Origin of the sequence: Lutispora saccharofermentans (assembly GCF_024363565.1) — a bacterium.
Taxonomy (GTDB): domain Bacteria; phylum Bacillota; class Clostridia; order Lutisporales; family Lutisporaceae; genus Lutispora; species Lutispora saccharofermentans.
Map to the genome: position 1 here is coordinate 123436 of NZ_JAJEKE010000002.1, position 21015 is coordinate 144450.

Annotated in this window: 24 protein-coding genes; all 24 read left to right on the forward strand. The window is 36.4% G+C overall.

From position 1 onward, the window contains the following. Nucleotides 1–15: 15 nt before the first annotated feature. The 24 genes from LJD61_RS03475 to LJD61_RS03590 all read left to right on the forward strand — a co-directional run bounded on the left by LJD61_RS03475 (nucleotide 16) and on the right by LJD61_RS03590 (nucleotide 20865). On the forward strand, nucleotides 16–1800 hold the full coding sequence (locus tag LJD61_RS03475) for a hypothetical protein (RefSeq protein WP_255226118.1): 1785 nt from the start codon (nucleotides 16–18) through the stop codon (nucleotides 1798–1800). 3 nt (nucleotides 1801–1803) lie between these two features. Continuing rightward, on the forward strand, nucleotides 1804–2544 hold the full coding sequence (locus LJD61_RS03480) for an NTP transferase domain-containing protein (RefSeq protein WP_255226119.1): 741 nt from the start codon (nucleotides 1804–1806) through the stop codon (nucleotides 2542–2544). Next, a complete protein-coding gene (locus LJD61_RS03485) occupies nucleotides 2541–3410 on the forward strand; it encodes an SDR family oxidoreductase (RefSeq protein WP_255226120.1) in 870 nt (289 codons plus the stop codon). Before LJD61_RS03480 ends, LJD61_RS03485 begins: the two co-directional genes overlap by 4 nt. Before the next feature lies 1 nt (nucleotide 3411). Beyond that, nucleotides 3412–3783 (forward strand): cupin domain-containing protein, encoded by a 372-nt coding sequence (locus LJD61_RS03490; protein ID WP_255226121.1) that lies wholly within the window; start codon nucleotides 3412–3414, stop codon nucleotides 3781–3783. After that, complete coding sequence (locus LJD61_RS03495; protein WP_255226122.1) at nucleotides 3765–4373, forward strand: AAA family ATPase; 609 nt, start codon at nucleotides 3765–3767, stop codon at nucleotides 4371–4373. The genes LJD61_RS03490 and LJD61_RS03495 overlap by 19 nt, the downstream gene beginning before the upstream one ends. Nucleotides 4374–4405: 32 nt before the next feature. Continuing rightward, complete coding sequence (locus LJD61_RS03500; RefSeq protein WP_255226123.1) at nucleotides 4406–4594, forward strand: hypothetical protein; 189 nt, start codon at nucleotides 4406–4408, stop codon at nucleotides 4592–4594. Nucleotides 4595–4732: 138 nt separating this feature from the next. Next, the gene (locus LJD61_RS03505; protein ID WP_255226124.1) at nucleotides 4733–5545 is read left to right on the forward strand and encodes an acyltransferase; all 813 of its coding nucleotides are present in this window, start codon (nucleotides 4733–4735) and stop codon (nucleotides 5543–5545) included. Between the two features lie 2 nt (nucleotides 5546–5547). Further along, the gene (locus LJD61_RS03510; protein WP_255226125.1) at nucleotides 5548–5955 is read left to right on the forward strand and encodes a sugar 3,4-ketoisomerase; all 408 of its coding nucleotides are present in this window, start codon (nucleotides 5548–5550) and stop codon (nucleotides 5953–5955) included. Between the two features lie 14 nt (nucleotides 5956–5969). Further along, nucleotides 5970–7067 (forward strand): DegT/DnrJ/EryC1/StrS family aminotransferase, encoded by a 1098-nt coding sequence (locus tag LJD61_RS03515; RefSeq protein ID WP_255226126.1) that lies wholly within the window; start codon nucleotides 5970–5972, stop codon nucleotides 7065–7067. 21 nt (nucleotides 7068–7088) lie between these two features. Further along, nucleotides 7089–7988: a dTDP-4-dehydrorhamnose reductase gene (rfbD, locus tag LJD61_RS03520; RefSeq protein WP_255226127.1), complete on the forward strand. Its 900-nt coding sequence runs from the start codon at nucleotides 7089–7091 to the stop codon at nucleotides 7986–7988. 11 nt (nucleotides 7989–7999) lie between these two features. Continuing rightward, a complete protein-coding gene (gene rfbC, locus LJD61_RS03525; RefSeq protein WP_255226128.1) occupies nucleotides 8000–8563 on the forward strand; it encodes a dTDP-4-dehydrorhamnose 3,5-epimerase in 564 nt (187 codons plus the stop codon). 22 nt (nucleotides 8564–8585) lie between these two features. Next, complete coding sequence (gene rfbB / locus LJD61_RS03530) at nucleotides 8586–9665, forward strand: dTDP-glucose 4,6-dehydratase (RefSeq protein ID WP_255226129.1); 1080 nt, start codon at nucleotides 8586–8588, stop codon at nucleotides 9663–9665. A gap of 5 nt (nucleotides 9666–9670) precedes the next feature. After that, complete coding sequence (gene rfbA, locus LJD61_RS03535) at nucleotides 9671–10528, forward strand: glucose-1-phosphate thymidylyltransferase RfbA (RefSeq protein WP_255226130.1); 858 nt, start codon at nucleotides 9671–9673, stop codon at nucleotides 10526–10528. A gap of 211 nt (nucleotides 10529–10739) precedes the next feature. Continuing rightward, nucleotides 10740–11108: a hypothetical protein gene (locus tag LJD61_RS03540; RefSeq protein WP_255226131.1), complete on the forward strand. Its 369-nt coding sequence runs from the start codon at nucleotides 10740–10742 to the stop codon at nucleotides 11106–11108. 59 nt (nucleotides 11109–11167) lie between these two features. Next, nucleotides 11168–11365, forward strand: coding sequence for a YjfB family protein (locus LJD61_RS03545; protein ID WP_255226132.1), 198 nt, complete (start codon nucleotides 11168–11170; stop codon nucleotides 11363–11365). A gap of 50 nt (nucleotides 11366–11415) precedes the next feature. Further along, the gene (locus LJD61_RS03550) at nucleotides 11416–11817 is read left to right on the forward strand and encodes a CBS domain-containing protein (RefSeq protein WP_255226133.1); all 402 of its coding nucleotides are present in this window, start codon (nucleotides 11416–11418) and stop codon (nucleotides 11815–11817) included. Nucleotides 11818–11880: 63 nt separating this feature from the next. Further along, on the forward strand, nucleotides 11881–13287 hold the full coding sequence (gene amrA / locus LJD61_RS03555; RefSeq protein WP_255226134.1) for an AmmeMemoRadiSam system protein A: 1407 nt from the start codon (nucleotides 11881–11883) through the stop codon (nucleotides 13285–13287). Between the two features lie 219 nt (nucleotides 13288–13506). Next, nucleotides 13507–16071 carry a sensor domain-containing protein gene (locus LJD61_RS03560; protein WP_255226135.1) on the forward strand — a complete coding sequence of 855 codons (2565 nt, stop codon included), beginning with the start codon at nucleotides 13507–13509 and terminating at the stop codon, nucleotides 16069–16071. A gap of 45 nt (nucleotides 16072–16116) precedes the next feature. Next, nucleotides 16117–16971: an AmmeMemoRadiSam system radical SAM enzyme gene (amrS, locus tag LJD61_RS03565; protein WP_255226136.1), complete on the forward strand. Its 855-nt coding sequence runs from the start codon at nucleotides 16117–16119 to the stop codon at nucleotides 16969–16971. 79 nt (nucleotides 16972–17050) lie between these two features. Then, nucleotides 17051–17449, forward strand: a complete 399-nt coding sequence (locus tag LJD61_RS03570; RefSeq protein WP_255226137.1) for a flagellar protein FlaG — start codon at nucleotides 17051–17053, stop codon at nucleotides 17447–17449. Between the two features lie 5 nt (nucleotides 17450–17454). Continuing rightward, nucleotides 17455–19095, forward strand: a complete 1641-nt coding sequence (gene fliD / locus LJD61_RS03575) for a flagellar filament capping protein FliD (RefSeq protein WP_255226138.1) — start codon at nucleotides 17455–17457, stop codon at nucleotides 19093–19095. A 161-nt stretch (nucleotides 19096–19256) separates the two neighbouring features. Beyond that, the gene (gene fliS, locus LJD61_RS03580; RefSeq protein WP_255226421.1) at nucleotides 19257–19649 is read left to right on the forward strand and encodes a flagellar export chaperone FliS; all 393 of its coding nucleotides are present in this window, start codon (nucleotides 19257–19259) and stop codon (nucleotides 19647–19649) included. A gap of 39 nt (nucleotides 19650–19688) precedes the next feature. Then, a complete protein-coding gene (flgN, locus tag LJD61_RS03585) occupies nucleotides 19689–20174 on the forward strand; it encodes a flagellar export chaperone FlgN (protein ID WP_255226139.1) in 486 nt (161 codons plus the stop codon). A gap of 409 nt (nucleotides 20175–20583) precedes the next feature. Beyond that, nucleotides 20584–20865, forward strand: a complete 282-nt coding sequence (locus tag LJD61_RS03590; RefSeq protein WP_255226140.1) for a zinc-ribbon domain containing protein — start codon at nucleotides 20584–20586, stop codon at nucleotides 20863–20865. The last annotated feature ends 150 nt before the right edge of the window (nucleotides 20866–21015 follow it).

Genomic DNA, 21015 nt, shown 5'->3' on the forward strand with positions numbered 1-21015 from the left:
ACAAGGGGTGTATATATGAAAGCTATTATTTTAGCGGCTGATGGAAAAACATTTAATATAAAGGGAGAAGATGTGCCAAAATGCTTCCTACCAATAAATGAAAATTTAACTATACTAGAAAGGCAGATACGCATACTTAATTTTTATGGATTCTTTGATTCTGAAATCATAATAGTTATTGGCTCTAAGGGATCATGGAGCAAAGATAATATTTCAGAAAAAGTACATAACTTAAATGCTAATATTTTAGTGAATGAAGAGAATTTAAAGCAAGGCAACAAATATAGTTTGTTAATAGCCCTTAATGCAATTGAGGATCAAGAAGTATTGATTATTGATGGTGACCTTGTGTTTGAAAGTATTATTATTGAAAAATTATTAAATAGTAGAAATGATAATATATTATTAACTCGTAATATGCTAAATCCACAAGAAAGCGGGAGCAAAGTATTATGTCAAGATAATCGGGTAGTGGAGGTTGGAAAGGATATTGAAGGAGGTATGTTTCCTTGGGCAATATATTCCGGTATTGCCAAGATATCAAATAGGACTCTTAAAGATCTCAAATTAGCTTTATATAAAGAGACAAACTATGATATGGTTGATGGCATTAAGGATATTTTAAAAGATAATAATTTTATTGCTTTAGATTATTTGGATTTAGTTTACGGAAACGCAACCAAGGAACAGAATAATAAACTTGTTGGGGGTTCTTATGCAAATCTAAGATGTAAACTAATCGTCAAAAAAGAAGCAAGAAACGAGGGCAAGGAGAAGCTATCTAATGAGATAAAATGGTTATTAGATTTGCCTGCTGAGCTGAAAACATATTTTCCGGAAGTATTGAATTATAAGATATCTAATGAAGTAACGTGGTTTGAAATGCCATATTATAGTGGTAAAAATTTAAGGGAACTAATTATGCTGGGAGAATTTGACGCTAAAAATACTGTTAATTTTTTGGAAAGATTACTGGATTGGATGTTTAAGAAAATATATTCAAGAAGAATAGGTAAAGCGCCTAAAAACTGGGTTTACATAAAGCACATAGCCCGAGTTAACCAAAGGCTGATAGAGGCATGTCAAAAGTCCTTAACTATAGCTAAAATGATAAAATCTGATTATATTGTTCTGAATGGGACAAAGTATAGGAATATTCCGGAACTTTTCTTAAAAATAACAAAGAGACCTTCACTGATAGACGCTCTTACGCCAGAAGCCCTATCAATGGTTCATGGAGATTTGCATTTTCAAAACATACTTATAGAGCCGGGTAATAATCAAGAATTTTTATTAGCAGATCCAAGAGGAGAAATAGAAGGGTCGGATATTTATTATGATATGGGCAAATTATGGCACTCTTTTAATGGAAAGTACGATTTTTTGCATACAGATCAGTTTGTGGTTGATTTGAAATGGAGAGAAGATACAGATATCTTAGAGGCTAATTTAGAGTTAACAAATAAGTCAGCAATGTTGACGTATGATGAGATATGCAAAAGAATGGAAGAACTTTTGACTAGATATGAGTATATCAAGAATGATCCATATTGGCATATGAAAACTCTATTTGCCGAAGTAAGTCATTTTAGTAGTGTTATGCCTTTTCATATAAAAGGAAATGGAGATGATAGGAGAGCGATTGCAATGTACTTAACTGCTGTAAAACTGATTAATCAATTCTATGACAATTTTCAAATAGAAAATTGGAAAGAAGAAATTACTTTTTATAATGTTAACTCTGTAGAAGACTATAATATGATGATGAATTCCATGGATATGGGAGGGGGATTAGTTTAATATATGAATGCATTCATCTTGGCTGCAGGGCAAGGTAGTAGACTGAGAGCAAGCATCCCTAAATGCTTACTGGAGGTTAATAATGAGCCTTTATTAGAAAGAAGTCTAAAATGCATGAAAGGTATTGATTCGATCATAAAAAGTGTTGTTATTATTGGAAATGGAGGAGTATGGACAAAAGATACTGAGGGACAAGCTTTAAAAATTGCTCATAAATACTCAGCAGAAACAATAGTTAACAAGAATTCAATGGAGACACATAGCACAGAGAGTTTGAAAATTGCTTTAGAAGAAATGAAACAATTAGATGATTTATTAATAATTGATGGAGATCTTGTCTATGACGAGCGCATAGTTAAAGAGTTAGCACAACAAGAAGGAAGCGTACTTTTAGTTGGCGAGCAGCACAGTAGCTCCGGAAGTAAAGTTAAATATGAAAAAAATAAATCTGGACAAGTAATACTTCAAGAAATTTCTGAAAGCATTCAGTCTGAATATGTATATTTAGGGATGATGAAGTTAGACAAAGACCATGTTCTTATTATTAAGGATTTAATAGAGGAGCCAAAGTATAAAAAGGATATTCTGGCTGTAATTTTAAATGATATATGCAAAGTGATTGAGTTAAGATGTTTTTTCCTTATAAAGGATGTTGCTGAAAGGGTTCCGTGCATTCAAGGAAACGTAATTAATATTAATACCAAAAATGATCTAGAAAATGCTGGGAGGATTTTTAATAAATGAAAATTCTTATAACCGGGGCAAATGGATTTTTAGGCAAAAATGTTTATAATAAACTTTCTGAGAGATATGAAATCAAAGGTACATACAATCGCTACAAATCAAAAGATTTAGTTAAGTTGGACCTAAGCGATTCTAAAAGCATACTGGAACTTTTAAATAGTTATAATCCTGATGTAATTGTTCATACTGCTGCTATAACAGATTTAAACCAATGCGAGAAACAACCATATATAGCGAAGATTGTAAATACTAATTCTACTAACACAATAGCAAAATGGTGTAAAGATAAAAATACAAAACTTATATATTTATCAACAGATTATGTGTTTGATGGAGAAAATGGACCTTATAGGGAAAAAAGTGAGACAGGACCTTTGCAAATATATGGCTATACTAAACTAATGAGTGAAATATTAATAGAAAATCGAGGGATTAATTATGCAATTGTTAGAATTGGAATATTGCACGGATTCAATGATAGATTCGATAAGAATACCGTTACTATGCAAGTAATCAATGGGTTAAAAAACGAGCAGGAAATAGTTCTGGATGACGGACGTATCAAATATCCGACGCTTATTGATGATGTTTCAAGTGCGATAGAAAAAATTATTGAAGATGATTTAATAGGAACATTTCATGTAGCAAGCCAAGAACCTGTCACAAGATATGAGTGGGGATTAAGGATTTCAAGGGTATTTGGCTTTAATGAATCCTTAATAATACCTGATAAAAAATTAGATAAGATGAGTTTTCCGGCAAGACCTAAGGATATAAAGCTTTTGGACACAATGGTAGGATTCAAAATAAGATGTTTGGATGATAGTTTGGAATATTTGAAATATCAATTACTAAGGGGGGATTAGGTTGAAAATTATTAGAAAAGATGTTGCGCATTGTTCAATACGTAAAGATGGCAGAAAAGTTACCAAATTACTGGAAATGAATATTGATTCATTAAGTTCCTCTATGGTTCTTTATCATTGTGATGTTCCAAAAGGAGAGTTTGCAGAGCACTATCATGCAAAGTCAACCGAGTTAATTTTTTTCCCAGAAGGAGGCAAAATCAAAGTCAATGGAAAGCTTTATGATATGAATCCTTGGGATGGAGTGCTATTGGAGCCGGGAGACAGACATGGCTATAATGAATCGGAGTGTAAAGATATTATCCATTTTGCAATTAGGATACCAGCTGAAGATGATAAAGTTGAGGTGCAGGAATGTCCAAGCATATTATAATGATGAATGGTTTTACTGCAAGCGGAAAAAGTACAACAGCAATTAAAATCTTTAATAAGCTAGAAAATGTGCAAATATTGCATACGGCCTTTATACGTAAAGAATTAGGGCTTTATCCGAATCAGCAGGAATCTCTAAAATACAAGTTTGAATTAGACGATGAAAGATTTATTGCAGTATCTAAAATAGTATATAACGAAGTTCTAAATAAAGCGGGTAAAATATTAGAAACCTTTGATAATGTGATTCTAGATGCGACATATAATTTTAAATGGCAAAGACAACAAGTTTATGAATTTGCAAAAAACGTGGATGCTCACATAACGATTATTAATTGTGTTTGCAATGATGAAGAAAAGATAATTAAACGTCTGCAAAAAAGGAAAATATCAAAAGATGACCTTTTATCGGAAGCAAGCGAGTATGAAACATATCTCAGCACAAAGAAGCTAGCAGAAAATGTTTTTTATGATAAGCTTTCTGATGGAGAAAGGCCACATATTTTAATATATGATAGTGGAAATGGGCAGGTTAGGCAAAATGATATTATAAACTGTGAGTTCTGTAATAAAGTAAGAGATGTACTATGATATTATCATATATTATTTATAGGAGTATTTAAATGGACAACATTAGTCCAACGATCGCACTAGACTTTGATTTTGTAGATGATTCTTTTTGCAAAGTTAAAGACATTTGCGGCTCAAAAATAAAAACAAATATATTTCTATTTAGAAATATAGCAAACAGTCATTACATGGAAATAGTAAAGAATTATGATGATATAATTGTTTTTATAGAAAAACTTTGAAAATAATATATGTAATATATGTTAGATTCTGAATAGTTAATAGAATTAATAATGGTTTTTTCCATTTTAATATATAGATCCAAGATGTTACTGTAAAGTGGAAAGCAAGCAAAGAATTAAGAGGGAGGATTTGAATAAATGATCCATCCAACAGCTCAAATAGGACAAGATGTAACTATAAAAGAAGGGGTTATAATTGGTGACAAAGTAATAATAGAAGATAATGTATATATAGACTATGGGTGTATAATAAGAGAAAATGTTCATATAAAGAAGGGTAGCTTTATAGGAGCAAGATGTATATTAGGAGAGTATTTGATGGATTTCTATAAAGACAGAACTAATAAGTTACATCCATTAATAATCGGTGAAAACTCTTTAATCAGAACCGAGAATATAATATACGGAGATACAATAATAGGGGATAATTTCCAAAGCGGGCACAAAGTCACAATAAGAGAAAATACTAAAATCGGACATAATGTTAGAATTGGAACATTATCTGATATACAAGGACATTGTAAAATTGGCGATTTTGTGAGTATACATAGCAATGTTCATATTGGCCAAAAAAGTAATATAAATGATTATGTTTGGATTTTTCCATATGTTGTTTTAACAAATGATCCAACTCCACCATCAGGCAAATTAGTAGGAGTTACCGTTGATTCATTTGCAATTATTGCTACTGGAAGTATCATAATGCCGGGAATTCATATTAATGAAGATGCTTTAATTGGTGCTGGGGCAATTGTTACTAAGGATGTACCCAAAGAGACTGTAGTTGTAGGAAATCCATCTAAAGAAATCTGCTCTGTACGGAAAATAAGAAACAGAATAACAGGAGAGCCAGTCTATCCTTGGAGATATACTTTTAAGAGGGGTATGCCATGGGAAGAATCTGATTATGAAACATGGTTTAATAATTTAAGTTTACAAGAAGGTGATTAGTTATGTTAAACTGTGCATTAATAAAATTTAAGGAAGTTAGAGATAAATATGGATATCTTACTCCAATAGAAGAAAAAATCGATATACCTTTTGAAATAAAGCGAGTTTACTATATCAGCAAAGTAGAGCAAGGAGTAACAAGAGGATTCCATTCTCATAGAAAGCTTCATCAGGTTCTTATCTGCCTTAATGGTTCTGTAAAAATAAGACTCAAAAATCCTGATGGTGAAGAAGTGATAGAATTAAATGAACCATCTTTAGGATTGTATATAGGTCCTTATATATGGCGTGAGATGTTTGATTTTACTGAAGGTAGCGTATTGTTGGTTCTTGCTTCAGAGTATTATGACGAGGATGACTATATTAGAAATTATGATTACTATTTAGAAGAAGCTAAAAAAAGATTTTAGGAGAAGTGAGTCATATGAACATTCCATTTGCAAGCTTTGAACCCATGCATAAAGAAATTGAAGATGAGCTATTAAATAAGTTTAAAGAAGTGTATAAAAAGAATTGGTTTATTCAAGGAGAAGAAGTAAAAAAATTTGAAGAAGAATTTGCAGCATTTTGCGATTCAAAGTATTGTATAGGCTGCGGCAATGGGCTTGATGCGCTCTATCTGATTTTGCGGAGTTATGGTATAGGTGCTGGCGATGAAGTAATAGTGCCATCTAATACATATATTGCTACTGCACTTGCAGTATCTTATACAGGAGCAAAACCTGTTTTTGTTGAATCGGAGCCCAAAATATATAATATTAATCCAGATTTGATTGAAAATGCAATTACGGATAAGACAAGAGCAATAATAGCGGTTCACCTGTATGGACAAGCAGCCGATATGGATAAAATAAATAAGATTGCAAAGAAGTATAATTTAAAAGTTATAGAGGATTCGGCCCAATCTCACGGAGCTTTGTATAAGAATAGAAAAGCAGGGAGTTTAGGGGATGCGTCCGGTTTCAGCTTTTATCCGGGAAAAAATTTAGGAGCGTTAGGAGATGCAGGTGCAGTAGTCACAAATGATAAAGAATTAGCTGATAAGATAAGAGCAATAGCAAACTATGGATCTGATAAAAAATACCATCATATATATAAAGGTATAAATTCAAGACTTGATGAAATTCAGGCAGCTTTTTTAAGAATAAAGTTGAAAAATCTGGACAGATGGAATGAGGATAGGGTAAGAATTGCGAGAAAATACATTGAAGGTATTAATAATCCCCAAATTATAAAACCGATAGAAGCTGATTATGCAAAGCATGTATGGCATTTATTCGTCATAAGGACAAAGAAAAGAGACAATTTACAGGAATATTTGAAAAATAAAGGAATAGATACATTGATCCACTATCCGATACCAATGCATTTACAGCAGGCTTATCAGGATTTAAACCTTAAGCTTGGCGACTTTCCAATTGCAGAAGAAATATCAAAAGAAGTTCTTAGTTTACCTATATGGTATAGAATGAAAGATAGTGAGATTGAATATGTTATAGACACGATTAATTCGTTTAAATAAATAGGATAATAGGTGGTAATGGTGAGAAAGCTCTTGATAGTAGGCTATAAGGGACAATTAGGTTCAGAAATCATAAAAAATTTAGAAGACAATATTGTTGACTTTGAATCTTTAGCCAAAGCTAATATTTTTTTGCTAAAAAGAAGTTCTAAAGAATTAAATATCTCAGATAGATCTTCTGTATTAAGCTTCATACAAGATATTAAGCCAGACATTATCATCAATTGTGCAGCTTATACCAATGTAGATAAAGCTGAAGAAGATTACGGAAAAGCTTTTCAAGTCAATGCGTTAGGCCCAAGAAATCTAGCGGCCGCCGCTGAATCCGTCGGAGCCAAGCTTATTCATATTTCAACAGATTATGTGTTTGATGGAGAAGGGATTACTGTAAATGGAGAAAAAATGCCCTACAGAGAATACGATACACCAAATCCTATAAATGTATATGGCAAAACAAAGCTATTCGGTGAAAATTATGTACGAGATTTTTGCAGCCAATATTTCATAATAAGAACTTCTTGGCTTTATGGAGAAAACGGAAATAATTTTGTTAAAACAATTATAAGACTGGCAAGAGAGAAAGGGAAATTGCAAGTAGTTAATGATCAGATTGGTAATCCAACCAATGCAGAAGATTTAGCAAGGCACATACTAAAGTTAGCATTTACCGATGAATATGGCATTTATCATTGTACAGGGAATGGTATTACCAGCTGGTATGACTTTGCCTGCAAGTTAATTGAGTATGCCGAAATTGATTGTATTGTTGAACCGGTTACTTCAGAGCAGTTTACAAGAAAAGCTAAACGGCCTTCTTATTCCTGTTTAGACAATATGATGTTAAGAAGTACAATAGGAGACGGTATGAGGGATTGGGAAAAGGCCCTTTATGATTTTGTAAAAAACAGGCTGCAGCTTTAGGAGATGAAGAAGTGAGCAATTTTACATTTACAGAAACAAATATCAAAGGTCTTTATATTATAGAGCAAAAGATTTTTAACGATTCAAGAGGCTATTTTATGGAGACTTACAATGAAAAAGCTTTTAAAGAAGCGGGATTAAACCTGAAATTTGTGCAAGATAATCAATCGAAATCAAAAAAAGGTGTGCTACGGGGATTGCATTTTCAAAAAAGGCATCCCCAAGGAAAGTTAGTTCGAATCCTTAAGGGAGAAGTATTTGATGTAGCTGTTGATTTAAGAAAAAATTCCCCAACTTTTAAGCAGTGGTATGGGTGTATTATAAGTGAAGAAAATAGAAAGCAAATGTATATACCTGAAGGATTTGCTCATGGCTTTTTAGTATTGTCGGATGAGGCTGAGTTTATATATAAATGTACTGATCTTTATCATCCGGAAGATGAAGGCGGTTATCCCTGGGATGACTCTTCTTTTAATATTGAATGGCCCCTGGATAGAGTTGAGGAATTACTGCTTTCGGAAAAGGATAAGAATTATCCGTACTTTAGAGAAACTGCCTTTATCTATGACTTTTAGCAATATATAGGGGGTAATCAATGTGAAAACTTATCTGGTTACTGGAGGAGCAGGTTTTATTGGCTCTAATTTCATTAACTATATGATTGAGAAATATGAAGATATCTTTATTATAAATCTGGACAAGCTTACATATGCAGGGAACCTAAATAATTTAAAAGGTGTTGAAGAGAGTAAAAATTACATCTTTATTAAAGGTGATATTACAGATGTAGAATTAGTGCAGTTAATATTTAATAAATATTCCATTGACTATGTAATAAATTTTGCGGCAGAATCTCATGTGGATAGAAGCATAGAAAATCCTATGGAATTTATAAAGACAAATGTTGAGGGAACCTTCGTGTTATTGGAAGCAGCAAAAAGATCCTGGATGAAGGGAGACCAATGGGAAGAGGGGAAAAAATTTATCCAGGTTTCTACCGATGAGGTATATGGTTCTTTAGGAGAGACAGGATACTTCAGCGAAATATCTCCTCTTGATCCAAGAAGCCCTTATTCTGCTAGTAAAACTTCTGCAGATTTGCTGGTAAAATCCTATCATGATACTTATAAAATGCCTGTAAATATAACGAGATGTTCAAATAATTATGGGCCATACCAGTTTCCCGAAAAATTGATTCCTTTGATAATTAATAATTGCCTAAATGGTAAAGATCTACCTATTTATGGAGATGGGAAAAATATTAGAGATTGGATATATGTAGATGATCATTGCTGCGCTATAGATTTAGTAGTTAATAGAGGAAGAGCTGGACAAGTCTATAACATAGGCGGAGAAAATGAAAAAACAAACATTGATATTGTAAAGACGATTATCAGGATACTAAAAAACTTATTAATAGATGATGTACGGAAAGAAGGTATAAGCGAAAACCAGATTAAATATGTGAAGGATAGGAAGGGTCATGATAGAAGATACGCTATTGATCCAACTAAGACAAAGAATGAACTTGGATGGAGTGCTAAAACATCTTTTGATGAAGGAATCATAAAGACTGTAAAATGGTATTTAGATAATAGCAAATGGCTTGAGGAGATCACTTCTGGGGCTTATGAAGATTATTATAAAAAAATGTACTTTGACAGAGAAAGAGGGTAGCAGTTTTGAAGGGAATTATATTAGCCGGAGGGAGCGGAACGCGTTTATATCCTATTACAAAATCTATTAGCAAACAGATTGTGCCGATATATGATAAACCCATGATCTACTACCCACTATCTGTATTGATGCTGGCCGGAATTAGAGAAGTGCTAATTATATCTACGCCTAGAGATTTGCCAATGTACAAAGAACTTTTAGGTGATGGAATTCAACTAGGTATGCACTTTTCTTATGCAGTACAGGCTGAGCCCAACGGTATCGCAGAAGCCTTCATAATAGGGGAGAAATTTATTAACAATGAATCGGTTGCTTTAATTTTGGGAGACAATGTTTTCTATGGCTACGGTTTTTCTGCTATGCTGCATGAGGCTTCTAACTTGAAGGAAGGAGCATACATCTTTGGGTATTATGTAAATAATCCTGGAGCATATGGAGTAGTTGAGTTTGATGCTCAATGGAATGTACTGTCTATAGAAGAAAAGCCTAAAATGCCTAAATCAAACTATGCAGTTCCGGGACTATACTTTTATGATAAATATGTAGTGGAGATTGCCAAAAATCTGAAACCATCAGCTAGAGGCGAATTAGAGATAACAGATTTAAATAGAAAATATCTGGATAATAAAAGCTTAAGGGTTAAGCTTTTAGGTAGAGGATTTGCATGGTTGGATACCGGCACCCACGATGCACTCTTAGAAGCAAGTAATTTTGTTCAAACAGTCCAAAAAAGACAAGGGCTTTATGTTGCATGCATTGAAGAAATTGCTTACCGCAACGGGTTTATTTCGAAAGAACAACTGCAATCATTAGCAGAGCCTTTGGCAAAGACTGAATATGGCAAATATTTAATGACAATATAAGTTTTTATCACTGAACTAATCCGCCCTAAGACCCCCATACCCCAGGGCACCTTCTCTTGCCCCATAGGGCAATTCACCTTGCCTCTGTAGGCGGCGGGTTTCAAAGGGCGGCTAAGTCCAGCATGGACTCGGCTAACATTCAGTGGGGGCTTCCATCCCCCTCTGAATGAAGTCTCGTTCAAAGTTAAAGATAAGTTCAAAGGAGGACAATATGGGAAAATACCATGAAGTAATAGAAAAGTCTTTACAACTGCTGGAGACAACAGAAGAAGGGCTTATCTATATACAAAAACAATTGGAAGAGCTGCGCTATGAAGAAGCTTTCATCGTCTTAAAAGACGTAATGGAAGCCATAGCTAGTATTGAAGATGCCATATATCCCATGAAGGATAGACTGCCGGAAAATGATATAGACATTTTAGCAGTCTCCCTAAGAGAAAGCATGAATAAGGCGATAAGCAGTTATGAACAGGGCAAAGAGGCAGATTTGAAAAAGCAAATATCAGGAAATATTCTTCCATCATTTAAGAATTGGAGAGAAGAAATCAAGAGGATATTTGTACCTTATATTGTTTCATAATAAATATGCCTTAAAACGGATGATAGGAGAGATTTTATTTAGTAAAAGGAGATGATCATATGGACATAGCGGCATTAGCATCAGCAATGAATCATTCGGCTATAAAGCAGCAGGCAAGTATTTCAGTGCTGAAAATGACAATGGAGCAGGCCAAGGTGCAAGCTGCAGATTTAAATCAAATGCTGGAGCAGACTGTGAAAGCAATGGAATTGTCGGTGAATCCGAATTTAGGACGAAATGTAGATATAAGATTATGATATTTCTATAAGCTGCATAATAGGTCTATTGGAAAGGAGAAGTTATTTCAATGAAGATAAGAGAAATAATGAGAACACCTGTAATAGCTGTAAAGCCTAGTGATACTGTTGACAAGGTTTTAGAAATAATGAACAGGGAAAAAATCCATGGAACTCCTATTGTCAATGAAAATAATAATCTTCTGGGAATAATAGTAAAGGCGGATATCCATCGCTTCCTAATGGAGCCGGGGCATTATAAAAGCTGTCCTGTAGAATGGGTGATGACAAAAGAAGTGGTGAAGGCTCAGGCAGATGAAGAAATTATAGAGGTAGCCAAAAAATTAAGGAGCAAAGATGTTATCGCATTGCCTATAGTAGAGGGAAATGTCCTGGTGGGTCTTGTATCCATTGAGGATATTGTTGATTATTTTTTAGAATCCAATAAACAAAAAAATCCTGCTGGATCGTAGCAGGATTTTTTTGTCCCTTATGGTACAATATAGCTAATATATAAATAAAATCGAGGTGATTTTATGGGCAGCATATCTGCTTTTTATACCATGCCCCATCCTCCCATAGTTATCCCGGAGATTGGCCGGGGAGAGGAAAAAAAGATAAGAGCGACTTTTGATGCATTTGATAAAGCAGCAGCGGAGATAGCATCTTTGGATGCAGATACAATAATTATAGTGACTCCTCATGGGCCTGTGTTTAGCGATGCGGTGGCTTTGACCTATGATAACAGCATAAAGGGAACCTTGGGGAAATTCAGCGCTCCTCAAGTAGCATTTAAGGAAGAAATAGACATATACCTTACTGAGAAAATAATAGAGATGGCAGAAGAAGAAGGCATTATGACAGCGGAGATAACCAAAAACTCTGCAAAGCGATACGGAATAGGTTATGAGCTGGATCATGGTGCTATGGTGCCTCTATATTTTATCAACAAAAAGCTTTCCGGCTATAAACTGGTGCATATAACCTATGGTATGCTCCCTAAGATACAGCTATATAAATTTGGCATGTGCATAAGAAAAGCTGTAGAGGAGAGCGATTCCAAAGCTGTATTTATCGCAAGCGGAGACTTGTCTCATAAGCTTAGGGCTGAAGGCCCCTATGGCTATACATCGGAAGGCGAAGCCTTTGACAGAGAGATCATATCCTTGCTGCAGGCGGGAGATGTTCAGGGAGTATTCAATATGGACTGCAATATTGTAGAAAAAGCTGCTGAGTGCGGCCTTCGTTCATATTACATAATGCTTGGCGCTATGGACGGCTATAATATCAAAGGGCATCTTTTATCCTATGAAGGCACCTTTGGAGTAGGCTACGGAGTCATGAGCTTTTCTCTTGAAGCTTCCGATACAGATATGTACAATGCTTTGCTTGAGTCGGGCAAAAGAAGATTCAGTGAGAAAATAAATAATTCGGACCCATATGTAAGGCTTGCTCGTGAAAGCCTCACCCATTATTTGCTTTATGATAAATATATTGATTATAGGCCTGCTTATGTGACAGAGGAGATGAAAAACACCAAAAGAGGAGTCTTTGTATCTTTGAAAAAGGAGGGCCAGCTGAGAGGCTGTATAGGTACCATCTTTCCTGTGACAGAAAATATTGCTGAGGAGATTATAAGGAATGCTGTGGAGGCAGGAACCCAGGATCCGAGGTTCAGCCCTGTAGCAGAAGCCGAACTGGAGGAGATAGATTTTTCTGTAGATGTGCTGACTGAAGCCCAAAAGGCTTCAAAGGAAGAACTGGATCCCCAAAAGTACGGCGTAATAGTCAGATGGAGGGGAAGGACAGGATTGCTGCTTCCTGATCTGGAAGGTGTAGATACTGTGGAGGAGCAGCTTGACATAGCCTTGCGGAAGGCAGGCATACCGAATGGAGCAGATTATTCCATCGAAAAATTCGAGGTGATAAGGCATAAGGAGTGATTATTTTCACTTCCTTATTTTTTTACTCTGATGACAGAGAATAAATAGAACTGGTGAGAATCTTTAGAATTGATTTTAAATTACGACAATATAAGCATTGTAGAAATTTACCGAATTTAGTAGAATGAATATAAAGCGGGTACAGGGTTAGCAATGTTACAGCGCATCAGCAAGTACGGATTTGATATATAGCATAAGAATAGGGAAGGGGAAGTCTTTATGAATATTGAGAAATTTTTTAAAAGAGTTATCGAGGTGCTGCCTGATCCTATTTTTGCTATAGATAAGGATGGAAAGATAATATTATGGAATAGTGCGATGGAAAGGCTTACAAGAGTAAAGAGAGAAGGAGTATTGGGCAAAGGAGACTATGCACATTCAGAAATATTTTACGGATATAAAAGACCGACACTCATAGACCTGGTGCTAAAGCCGGATGAAGAAGCGGAGAAAAGATATTATACAGGTTTCCTGCGAAATGTAGAAGGTGCTGTAGAAGGTGAGACATTCAGTTCAAAATTGGATTACTATGACTGGGGGAAAGCGGTGCCTATTTTTAATGATGAGGGAGAAATTGAAGCGGTAGTATCTATATCAAGAGATATAAGCGAAAATATAAAGTTTCAAAAACAACAGGATATATTGCTTAAAAGGTATGAGACTCTTTTTGTCAATAGCCCCGATGGAATCGCATGTTTTGATAAGGACCACACCGTATTTGATGTTAACGAAAGCTTTTTGAGGATTTTCGGATATACGAGAGAAGAATGTATAGGAAGGAACCTTGATGATCTGGTGGTGCCGAGAAAGTTAAAAGAAAAAGCGGTGCAAATGACCGAAGAGTTGTTTGAAAAGGGCATAGTAGATTTTGAAGACGTAAGATATACAAAGACGGGAGCTCCTATCGTAGTCAATATCAGGGCTATTCTTATGAAGGTAAAAGATGAACTGCTGGGAGGCTATGGTATATATACGGATGTCACTGAAAGGGCAAGGTATAAGGAAGATCTGGAGTCGACCAATGTGGAGCTGGAGGCCACCATAGAACAGCTGGTATCCAATGAGGAAGAGTTGAGAGCTCAATATGATGAGATACAAGAGTATTCGGAAAAGAATGAAGAGTTAAGGCAAAAATATGAAATAGCTATTGAAGCAACCGGCAGCTTCATATGGGAGATAAACACCAGGAAAAAAACAATAGAATTTTCAAAGAATTTTGTGGACTTAGTTGGTTATAAAGCCATTCAAAAGGAGAGCATCTATGAGATAATCGATGAAGTCGTTCATGAAGAGGATAAAAGCTCGCTGATCCATGAGATCGATAGATGCATTGATGGGACAAGAGAGGAAATCGATACACAGATCAGAATCATTGACAAAGATGATGAGATCCACTGGTATATGATAAGAGGCAAGGGGATCAAAGGCAAGAGAGATAGGATCAATGCTCTGCATGGAGTGTTGATTGATATCACTGAGATGAAGCATAAAGAAGAGTATATAGAATTCTTGGCAGTTTATGATCCTTTAACGGGACTTTATAATAGAAGGAAGCTTACAGAAATATTGATGAAGGAGCTGGGGAATAATAAAAAGGGAGCTCTGCTTTTGCTGGATATAGACGACTTCAAAAATATAAACGATATTTTGGGGCATGTTTATGGAGATGAATTGCTGAAACGCTTTGCAGCATTGCTCAAGGAGTGGGCCGCTGAAAACACAATTCCCTTTAGATTTGGGGGAGATGAATTCCTTATTCTTATCAGAGAAGAGGCGCCTCATAGGATTGCAGAGTACGCTCAGAATTTGAAAAATATTGTCAGGGACAGAATCATTGTGGACAATATGGAAAACGGCATAACCGTGACCATGGGCATAGTTCAATACCCCGGTGATGGAAACGGCATCGATGAGCTTCTGAGCAAAGCGGATATCGCGATGTATAGCGCTAAAAAATCAGGCAAGAACAGATACTTATTCTTTGATGAAAAGATGAAGGAGAAATTCAATGATAAGATCAATATAGAGAACGCATTGAGAAAAGCTCTTAGGAATGAAGACTTTTTATTGCTTTACCAGCCTATAATAGAAACAAGGACAGGGTATATTTCTTCTTTTGAAGCTCTTTTGCGAATAAGGGGCAATGATATTTCTCCTGAGGAATTCATACCTATAGCAGAGGAAACAGGGCTTATATTGCCCATAGGCAAATGGGTGATAAAAGAAGCGGTAAAGCAGATAAGCATATGGGCTGAAAAAGGTCATAGACCATTGCCCGTATCTATAAACTTATCTCCAAGACAGTTTTATGATGCCAGTCTTGTTGAATATATCAGCAAAATATTAGAGGATTATGGCGTAGACCCTTCGCTGCTGGAAATAGAAATAACGGAAAATACTTTTGCAGAGAAAAAACATGAAATAATAAATATTCTAAATAGGTTAAAAGCTTTGGGAGTAGTGATTTCCCTGGATGATTTCGGGACAGGCTATTCTTCTTTGAATTACCTTACTTTTATGCCCATAGATAAAATAAAGCTGGATAAAAGTCTCAAGGATAAATTTATAGAATTGGAAAGCATAAAGATAATGGGCAGACTGATAGCGCTCGTACATGGATTGAATCTGAAAGTGGTTACTGAAGGCGTAGAGGAGATAGAGGAATTCAAAAGGATGAAAAGAGCCGGAAGCGATTATCTTCAGGGGTACTTATTCAGCAAGCCTATAAAGCAGGAAGAAGTCGAAAAGATCTTCAATAAGAATTATATGGATTTGCTGTCCTAGCTTCTACTGTGAAATTTGAGATCATAAGGCATAAGGAGTGATTCTGTGATAAAGGATGCACGATTTTGGGAGAAGCATGATGATAGAATAAGATGCTTTTTATGTCCTCATAACTGTGTCATATCGCAGGGCAAGTTCGGCTTGTGCTCTGTTAGAATTAATGCGAATAATGCTCTCAAGACTATAAACTATGGAGAGATAACAGCCATAGCCATGGACCCTATAGAAAAGAAGCCTTTGTATCGCTTTGAGCCGGGAAGGAAAATACTATCTGTGGGCAGCTTCGGCTGCAACTTTTCTTGTGATTTTTGCCAAAATTATTCGATAGCTCATTACAGAGCCGAGAGCAGGTATATATCACCGGATGAGCTGGCAGAGCTTTGCAGATCTACGGAGGACAATATAGGCCTTGCCTTTACCTACAATGAACCATCCATATGGTATGAATATGTGTATGATGCTTCAAGGCTGCTGAAGGAAAGGTATCCTGAGTTCAAGGCGGTTCTGGTGACCAACGGATATATTCAGACAGAGCCGCTGTTAAAGCTTCTGCCCTATGTGGATGCCATGAATATTGATTTAAAGGCCTTCAATAAGGGTTATTACAAGAATATATGCGGCGGAGATATAGAGCATGTGAAAAGAACCATAGAAGAGTCCCATGATAAATGTCATGTAGAAATAACTACGCTTTTGGTCAGCGGCCTCAATGATTCGCCAGAAGAAGTAGCAAGTATAGCTTCTTATTTAGCAAGTCTGGATAGGGATATTCCTCTTCACCTGTCCCGGTATTTCCCAACCTACAAGATGACTCTGCCCCCCACGGATATAGATGTGATGCTAAAAAGCAGGGATATCGCCAGGCAATATCTGAATCATGTATATTTGGGAAATATGTAAATTATGCTAAAGAAAATCCTTTATTATTACGATATATATTAATAAAGGATTTAATTTTTTTCCATGGAGGGAGATAATTGTGAGAATTGAGTCTGTGGCGAATATTTCGCCTATGCAGACAACTGGTAGTATCAGCAGCGAAGTGAGAAAAAATGCGAGCAATGTACAGGCAATAAGCAGCAATAGCAACAATCAGAAGGATAACTACAGCTATCAGGAATTGTCTCAAAAAACAAAATATGAGCTTTCTATTGATGAATCCGTATGGATAAACATGATAGAAAGGGCTAACAAAGCCATTACCGGTGCCACCTGCAGCTTTGAGTATTCAATACATGAAAGCACAAAACAGATCATGGTGAAGGTTATCAATAGAGATACGAAAGAGATTATAAGGGAAATTCCACCGGAAAAGATACTTGATATGGTAGCCAAGATGTGGGAGATGGCAGGTATCTTGGTGGATGAAAGGAGGTAGATATTATGGTTAATAATATCTCTGGTATGTTAAATTCGAAGTTAAGATTTACCGGTATGGCTTCAGGACTTGATACCGACAGCATCATTCAGCAGATGATGCGCGTAGAGAGGATGAAGGTTGACAAGGTCAAGCAGGACAAGCAGCTGCTGGAGTGGAAAAGAGACGACTACAGATCTTTCAGCAGTATACTGAAAGGTTTTAAGGATGAGTTTTTTGAAACAACAAGGCCAGCCAGCAACATGAGATTTTCGAATACTTATTATGCATATAAGAGCAAGTATTCGGTAGAGGGTGTTGTAACCGCATCGGCGAACTCCCAGGTTTCTATGATGGAGCATACCATAGATGTTGTACAATTGGCAAAAACTGCAAGGCTTGAGGCGGAGGCTGGTAAATTAGGCGCCAATAGTTTAAGCACAAGCAGCAGCATGGAGGATGTAGCCAATAAATTTGGTGGTTTAACTTTGGCTGATGGCAAGTACTCGCTGGAGATCAATGGTGAGACGATAACAGTGGGTGCGGATAAAAAGTTCAGCGATTTGATTTCCGCTATCAATAATAGCAAAGCTGATGTAAAGATTTCCTACAGCCCATTCCTGGATCAATTTTTCATGGAATCAAAGGGCACGGGCACGAATGCCAAGATAGATTTGACTCAGAGTGCCGCATTCTTCCAAGAGTTAGGTTTTGCTGCTTCAATAGCTACAGAAGTTAAAACAGGCGAGAATGCTAAGTTTTTCTTGGATGGCAAAATAGAAGGCACTGATGGTGGAAACAATCCTATTCCTACAGAAAGAGATAGCAACATATTTACCATAGACGGTGTCACATACACGTTGACAGGTACAGGGGAAACTAAAATAACCCTTGCTCAGGATACGGACGCCATATTCGACAAGATAAAGAATTTTATAGACAAATACAATGAGATTGTAAATAAAATAACTGCTAAGATAAACGAGACAAGGCCCAAAAGCGGAGGGAGATACGGTTCATATTACCTGCCTCTCACAGATGAGCAAAAGGATGCAATGGATGAAGACGAAATCGAAAAGTGGGAAGAAAGTGCCAAAAAAGGCCTCGTCAGAAATGACGGACTGCTGAACAATGTGTTGTATAGCCTAAGAAGAGCCATGGGAGACAACACGGAGGCCGGAACCCTTGCTTCCATAGGCATTTCTACAGGAGAATGGAGAGAGGGAGCCAGGCTCAATATTGATGAAGAAAAGCTGAAAAAAGCCATTGCTGATAATCCTGATAAAGTTATGAATATATTCGCGAAGCAGCCTGAGAAAAGATATGATCCCGATGCAACTGCAGCTGAAAGAAAAGAGAGATATGACGGAAGCGGCGTAATAGAAAGGCTTTTTGATGTACTTGAGGACAATATAAGGACTACAAGAGACAAAGATGGCAAAAAGGGCCTTCTTTTGGAAAAGGCCGGCATAATCGGTGATTTGACAGAATTCGAAAGTACTATGGTCAAACAGATCGGCGACAAGGAAAAGCTGATATACGATCTTACAGAGAAGCTTTATGATAAGGAAAATGCTCTTTATATGAAGTTCGCAGCATTAGAAACTGCCCTGAGCAGGATGAACTCTCAGTCTGCATGGCTGTCACAGAGTCTTGGAGGCAACTAAGGTTGAACGAGACTTCATTCAGTGGGGGATTCGACCCCCACTGAATGTTAGTCGAGTCCATACTGGACTTAGCCGCCCTTAGGCACTCGCCGCTTATAGAGGCGGGGGTCTTAGGGCGGGTTAGTTCAGTGATAAAGAATCGAAATGGGGGAGACAGATTTATGGTAACAGCAAATCCATATCAGCAATATCAGCAAAACGTGATCAATACATCCACGCCTCAAGAATTGACTCTGATGCTATATAACGGATTGGTGAAATTTCTGAAGCTTGGGATAGAAGCTATTGAGGAGAATAACCCTCAAAGCGCGCATAATAACATTATTAAAGCTCAAAATATAATAGAAGAATTTATGAGCACTTTGAATATGGATTATGATATTTCTAAAAATTTATACTCTATTTATGAATATATGAACTGGCAGCTGGTAAATGCAAATATTAAAAAGGATAAGGCTGCCATAGAAGAGGTAGTGGTTTTTGCAGAAGATTTGAGAAATACTTGGTCTCAGGCTATGAAATTGGCCAAAAACCGCCAGACAGTGAATAAATAAGGACATGGTGATCATGCCCTGTTTTTTTGAGGTGATAATATGGATATGGATGTAATGGATATGATATCAAAGCTTCAGAGCTTGCTGGAGCAAAAGAAAACTTCTATGGAATCAATACATAAGCTGACTTTAGCTCAAAAAGCTGATATTGATAAAAACCAGGGAGAAAACTTGAGCAGATTTATAGATGAAAAGCAAAAAGAAATCGATAGGATCGAAGATATTGATCAAGCTTTTGCCGAAATCTATCAGCTTATGAAATCAAAGTTAAAGGTGGATACTTTGGATAGCATAGACGCTGAAAGCTATCCCCAGCTGAAAATTGTTAAAAAAATTACAGGTGAAATTCTGGATTTGGCTGGTGATATAATGAAGCTGGAGGAGGAAAACAAAGGCAGAGTTTCGGACTTGATCGATGGTATAAAAAGACAATTAAAGACAGTAAAGCTTGGGAAAAAATCATTAAAAGCATATGAAACACCTAATGTTAATGTAGGCGGAGTATATATTGATAGAAAAAAGTAGAATTCGTACAATTTGTACAAATATTTAATAAATACATACAAAAATCTTGTATATTCTAATAATAAAGTATATAATATAAAAGTAGTAAATTACCAGGTCTGTGGTTGAAAATCGATGCCAGTCGCAGGCAAAGCGATCCACGTAAACAAAGTAAATACTTTGCGAGCATGGTGCGGCTTAGGGGTAAGTCCGTCCAGGTTTTAACCTGAGAGGAGCTGTAGTGAGGGGCATAACTGCTTGAGCGAAACTTCCCGGCGGCGAGTGTGGGGGCAAAGACCAGGTCAGCTGGTAAATTTATATTATCGGGTATATGTGATTAGGTCAAGAACGTTTTTCTGGAAACTTAAATCCCAAAAAAAGTTCTGGAGACCGGCACTAGCCTAAAGTATTTAAGGAAAGAGGGATTTTCATGTTTCAGGACAAAACGTTAGTATGCAAGGATTGCGGCCAGGATTTCGTGTTCACAGCTGGAGAACAGGAATTCTACGCAGAAAAAGGTTTCCAGAACGAACCTGCAAGATGCAAAGATTGCAGGACTGCTAGAAAAGCAAGCAGCAATGGCGGTGCAAAAAGAGAAAGAGTAATGTATGATGCAGTATGCGCAGAATGCGGCAAAGAGACTCAGGTTCCTTTCAAACCAACAAATGATAGACCTGTATATTGCAAGGAATGCTTTGACGCTAGAAGATAAAAAGGTAAATAAAATAGCCACATAAAGAAGCGTTCTCTTAGGGATTGAAGAAAAACTTAAATGAACAGCTTCAAGCGGGGCAAAAAAGACCAGTCACTTCAAGCATTCATGCCTGATTGTGACTGGTCTTTTTATAAAGATATTATTTTT

Excerpts from the sequence above, each read along its gene's own strand:
- LJD61_RS03475 (WP_255226118.1), top strand. The coding sequence starts at position 16 with ATGAAAGCTATTATTTTAGCGGCTGATGGAAAAACATTTAATATAAAG.
- LJD61_RS03480 (WP_255226119.1), top strand. The coding sequence starts at position 1,804 with ATGAATGCATTCATCTTGGCTGCAGGGCAAGGTAGTAGACTGAGAGCA.
- LJD61_RS03485 (WP_255226120.1), top strand. The coding sequence starts at position 2,541 with ATGAAAATTCTTATAACCGGGGCAAATGGATTTTTAGGCAAAAATGTT.
- LJD61_RS03495 (WP_255226122.1), top strand. The coding sequence starts at position 3,765 with ATGTCCAAGCATATTATAATGATGAATGGTTTTACTGCAAGCGGAAAA.
- LJD61_RS03500 (WP_255226123.1), top strand. The coding sequence starts at position 4,406 with ATGGACAACATTAGTCCAACGATCGCACTAGACTTTGATTTTGTAGAT.
- LJD61_RS03505 (WP_255226124.1), top strand. The coding sequence starts at position 4,733 with ATGATCCATCCAACAGCTCAAATAGGACAAGATGTAACTATAAAAGAA.
- LJD61_RS03510 (WP_255226125.1), top strand. The coding sequence starts at position 5,548 with ATGTTAAACTGTGCATTAATAAAATTTAAGGAAGTTAGAGATAAATAT.
- LJD61_RS03515 (WP_255226126.1), top strand. The coding sequence starts at position 5,970 with ATGAACATTCCATTTGCAAGCTTTGAACCCATGCATAAAGAAATTGAA.
- LJD61_RS03540 (WP_255226131.1), top strand. The coding sequence starts at position 10,740 with ATGGGAAAATACCATGAAGTAATAGAAAAGTCTTTACAACTGCTGGAG.
- LJD61_RS03545 (WP_255226132.1), top strand. The coding sequence starts at position 11,168 with ATGGACATAGCGGCATTAGCATCAGCAATGAATCATTCGGCTATAAAG.
- LJD61_RS03550 (WP_255226133.1), top strand. The coding sequence starts at position 11,416 with ATGAAGATAAGAGAAATAATGAGAACACCTGTAATAGCTGTAAAGCCT.
- amrA (WP_255226134.1), top strand. The coding sequence starts at position 11,881 with ATGGGCAGCATATCTGCTTTTTATACCATGCCCCATCCTCCCATAGTT.
- LJD61_RS03560 (WP_255226135.1), top strand. The coding sequence starts at position 13,507 with ATGAATATTGAGAAATTTTTTAAAAGAGTTATCGAGGTGCTGCCTGAT.
- fliD (WP_255226138.1), top strand. The coding sequence starts at position 17,455 with ATGGTTAATAATATCTCTGGTATGTTAAATTCGAAGTTAAGATTTACC.
- fliS (WP_255226421.1), top strand. The coding sequence starts at position 19,257 with ATGGTAACAGCAAATCCATATCAGCAATATCAGCAAAACGTGATCAAT.
- flgN (WP_255226139.1), top strand. The coding sequence starts at position 19,689 with ATGGATATGGATGTAATGGATATGATATCAAAGCTTCAGAGCTTGCTG.
- LJD61_RS03590 (WP_255226140.1), top strand. The coding sequence starts at position 20,584 with ATGTTTCAGGACAAAACGTTAGTATGCAAGGATTGCGGCCAGGATTTC.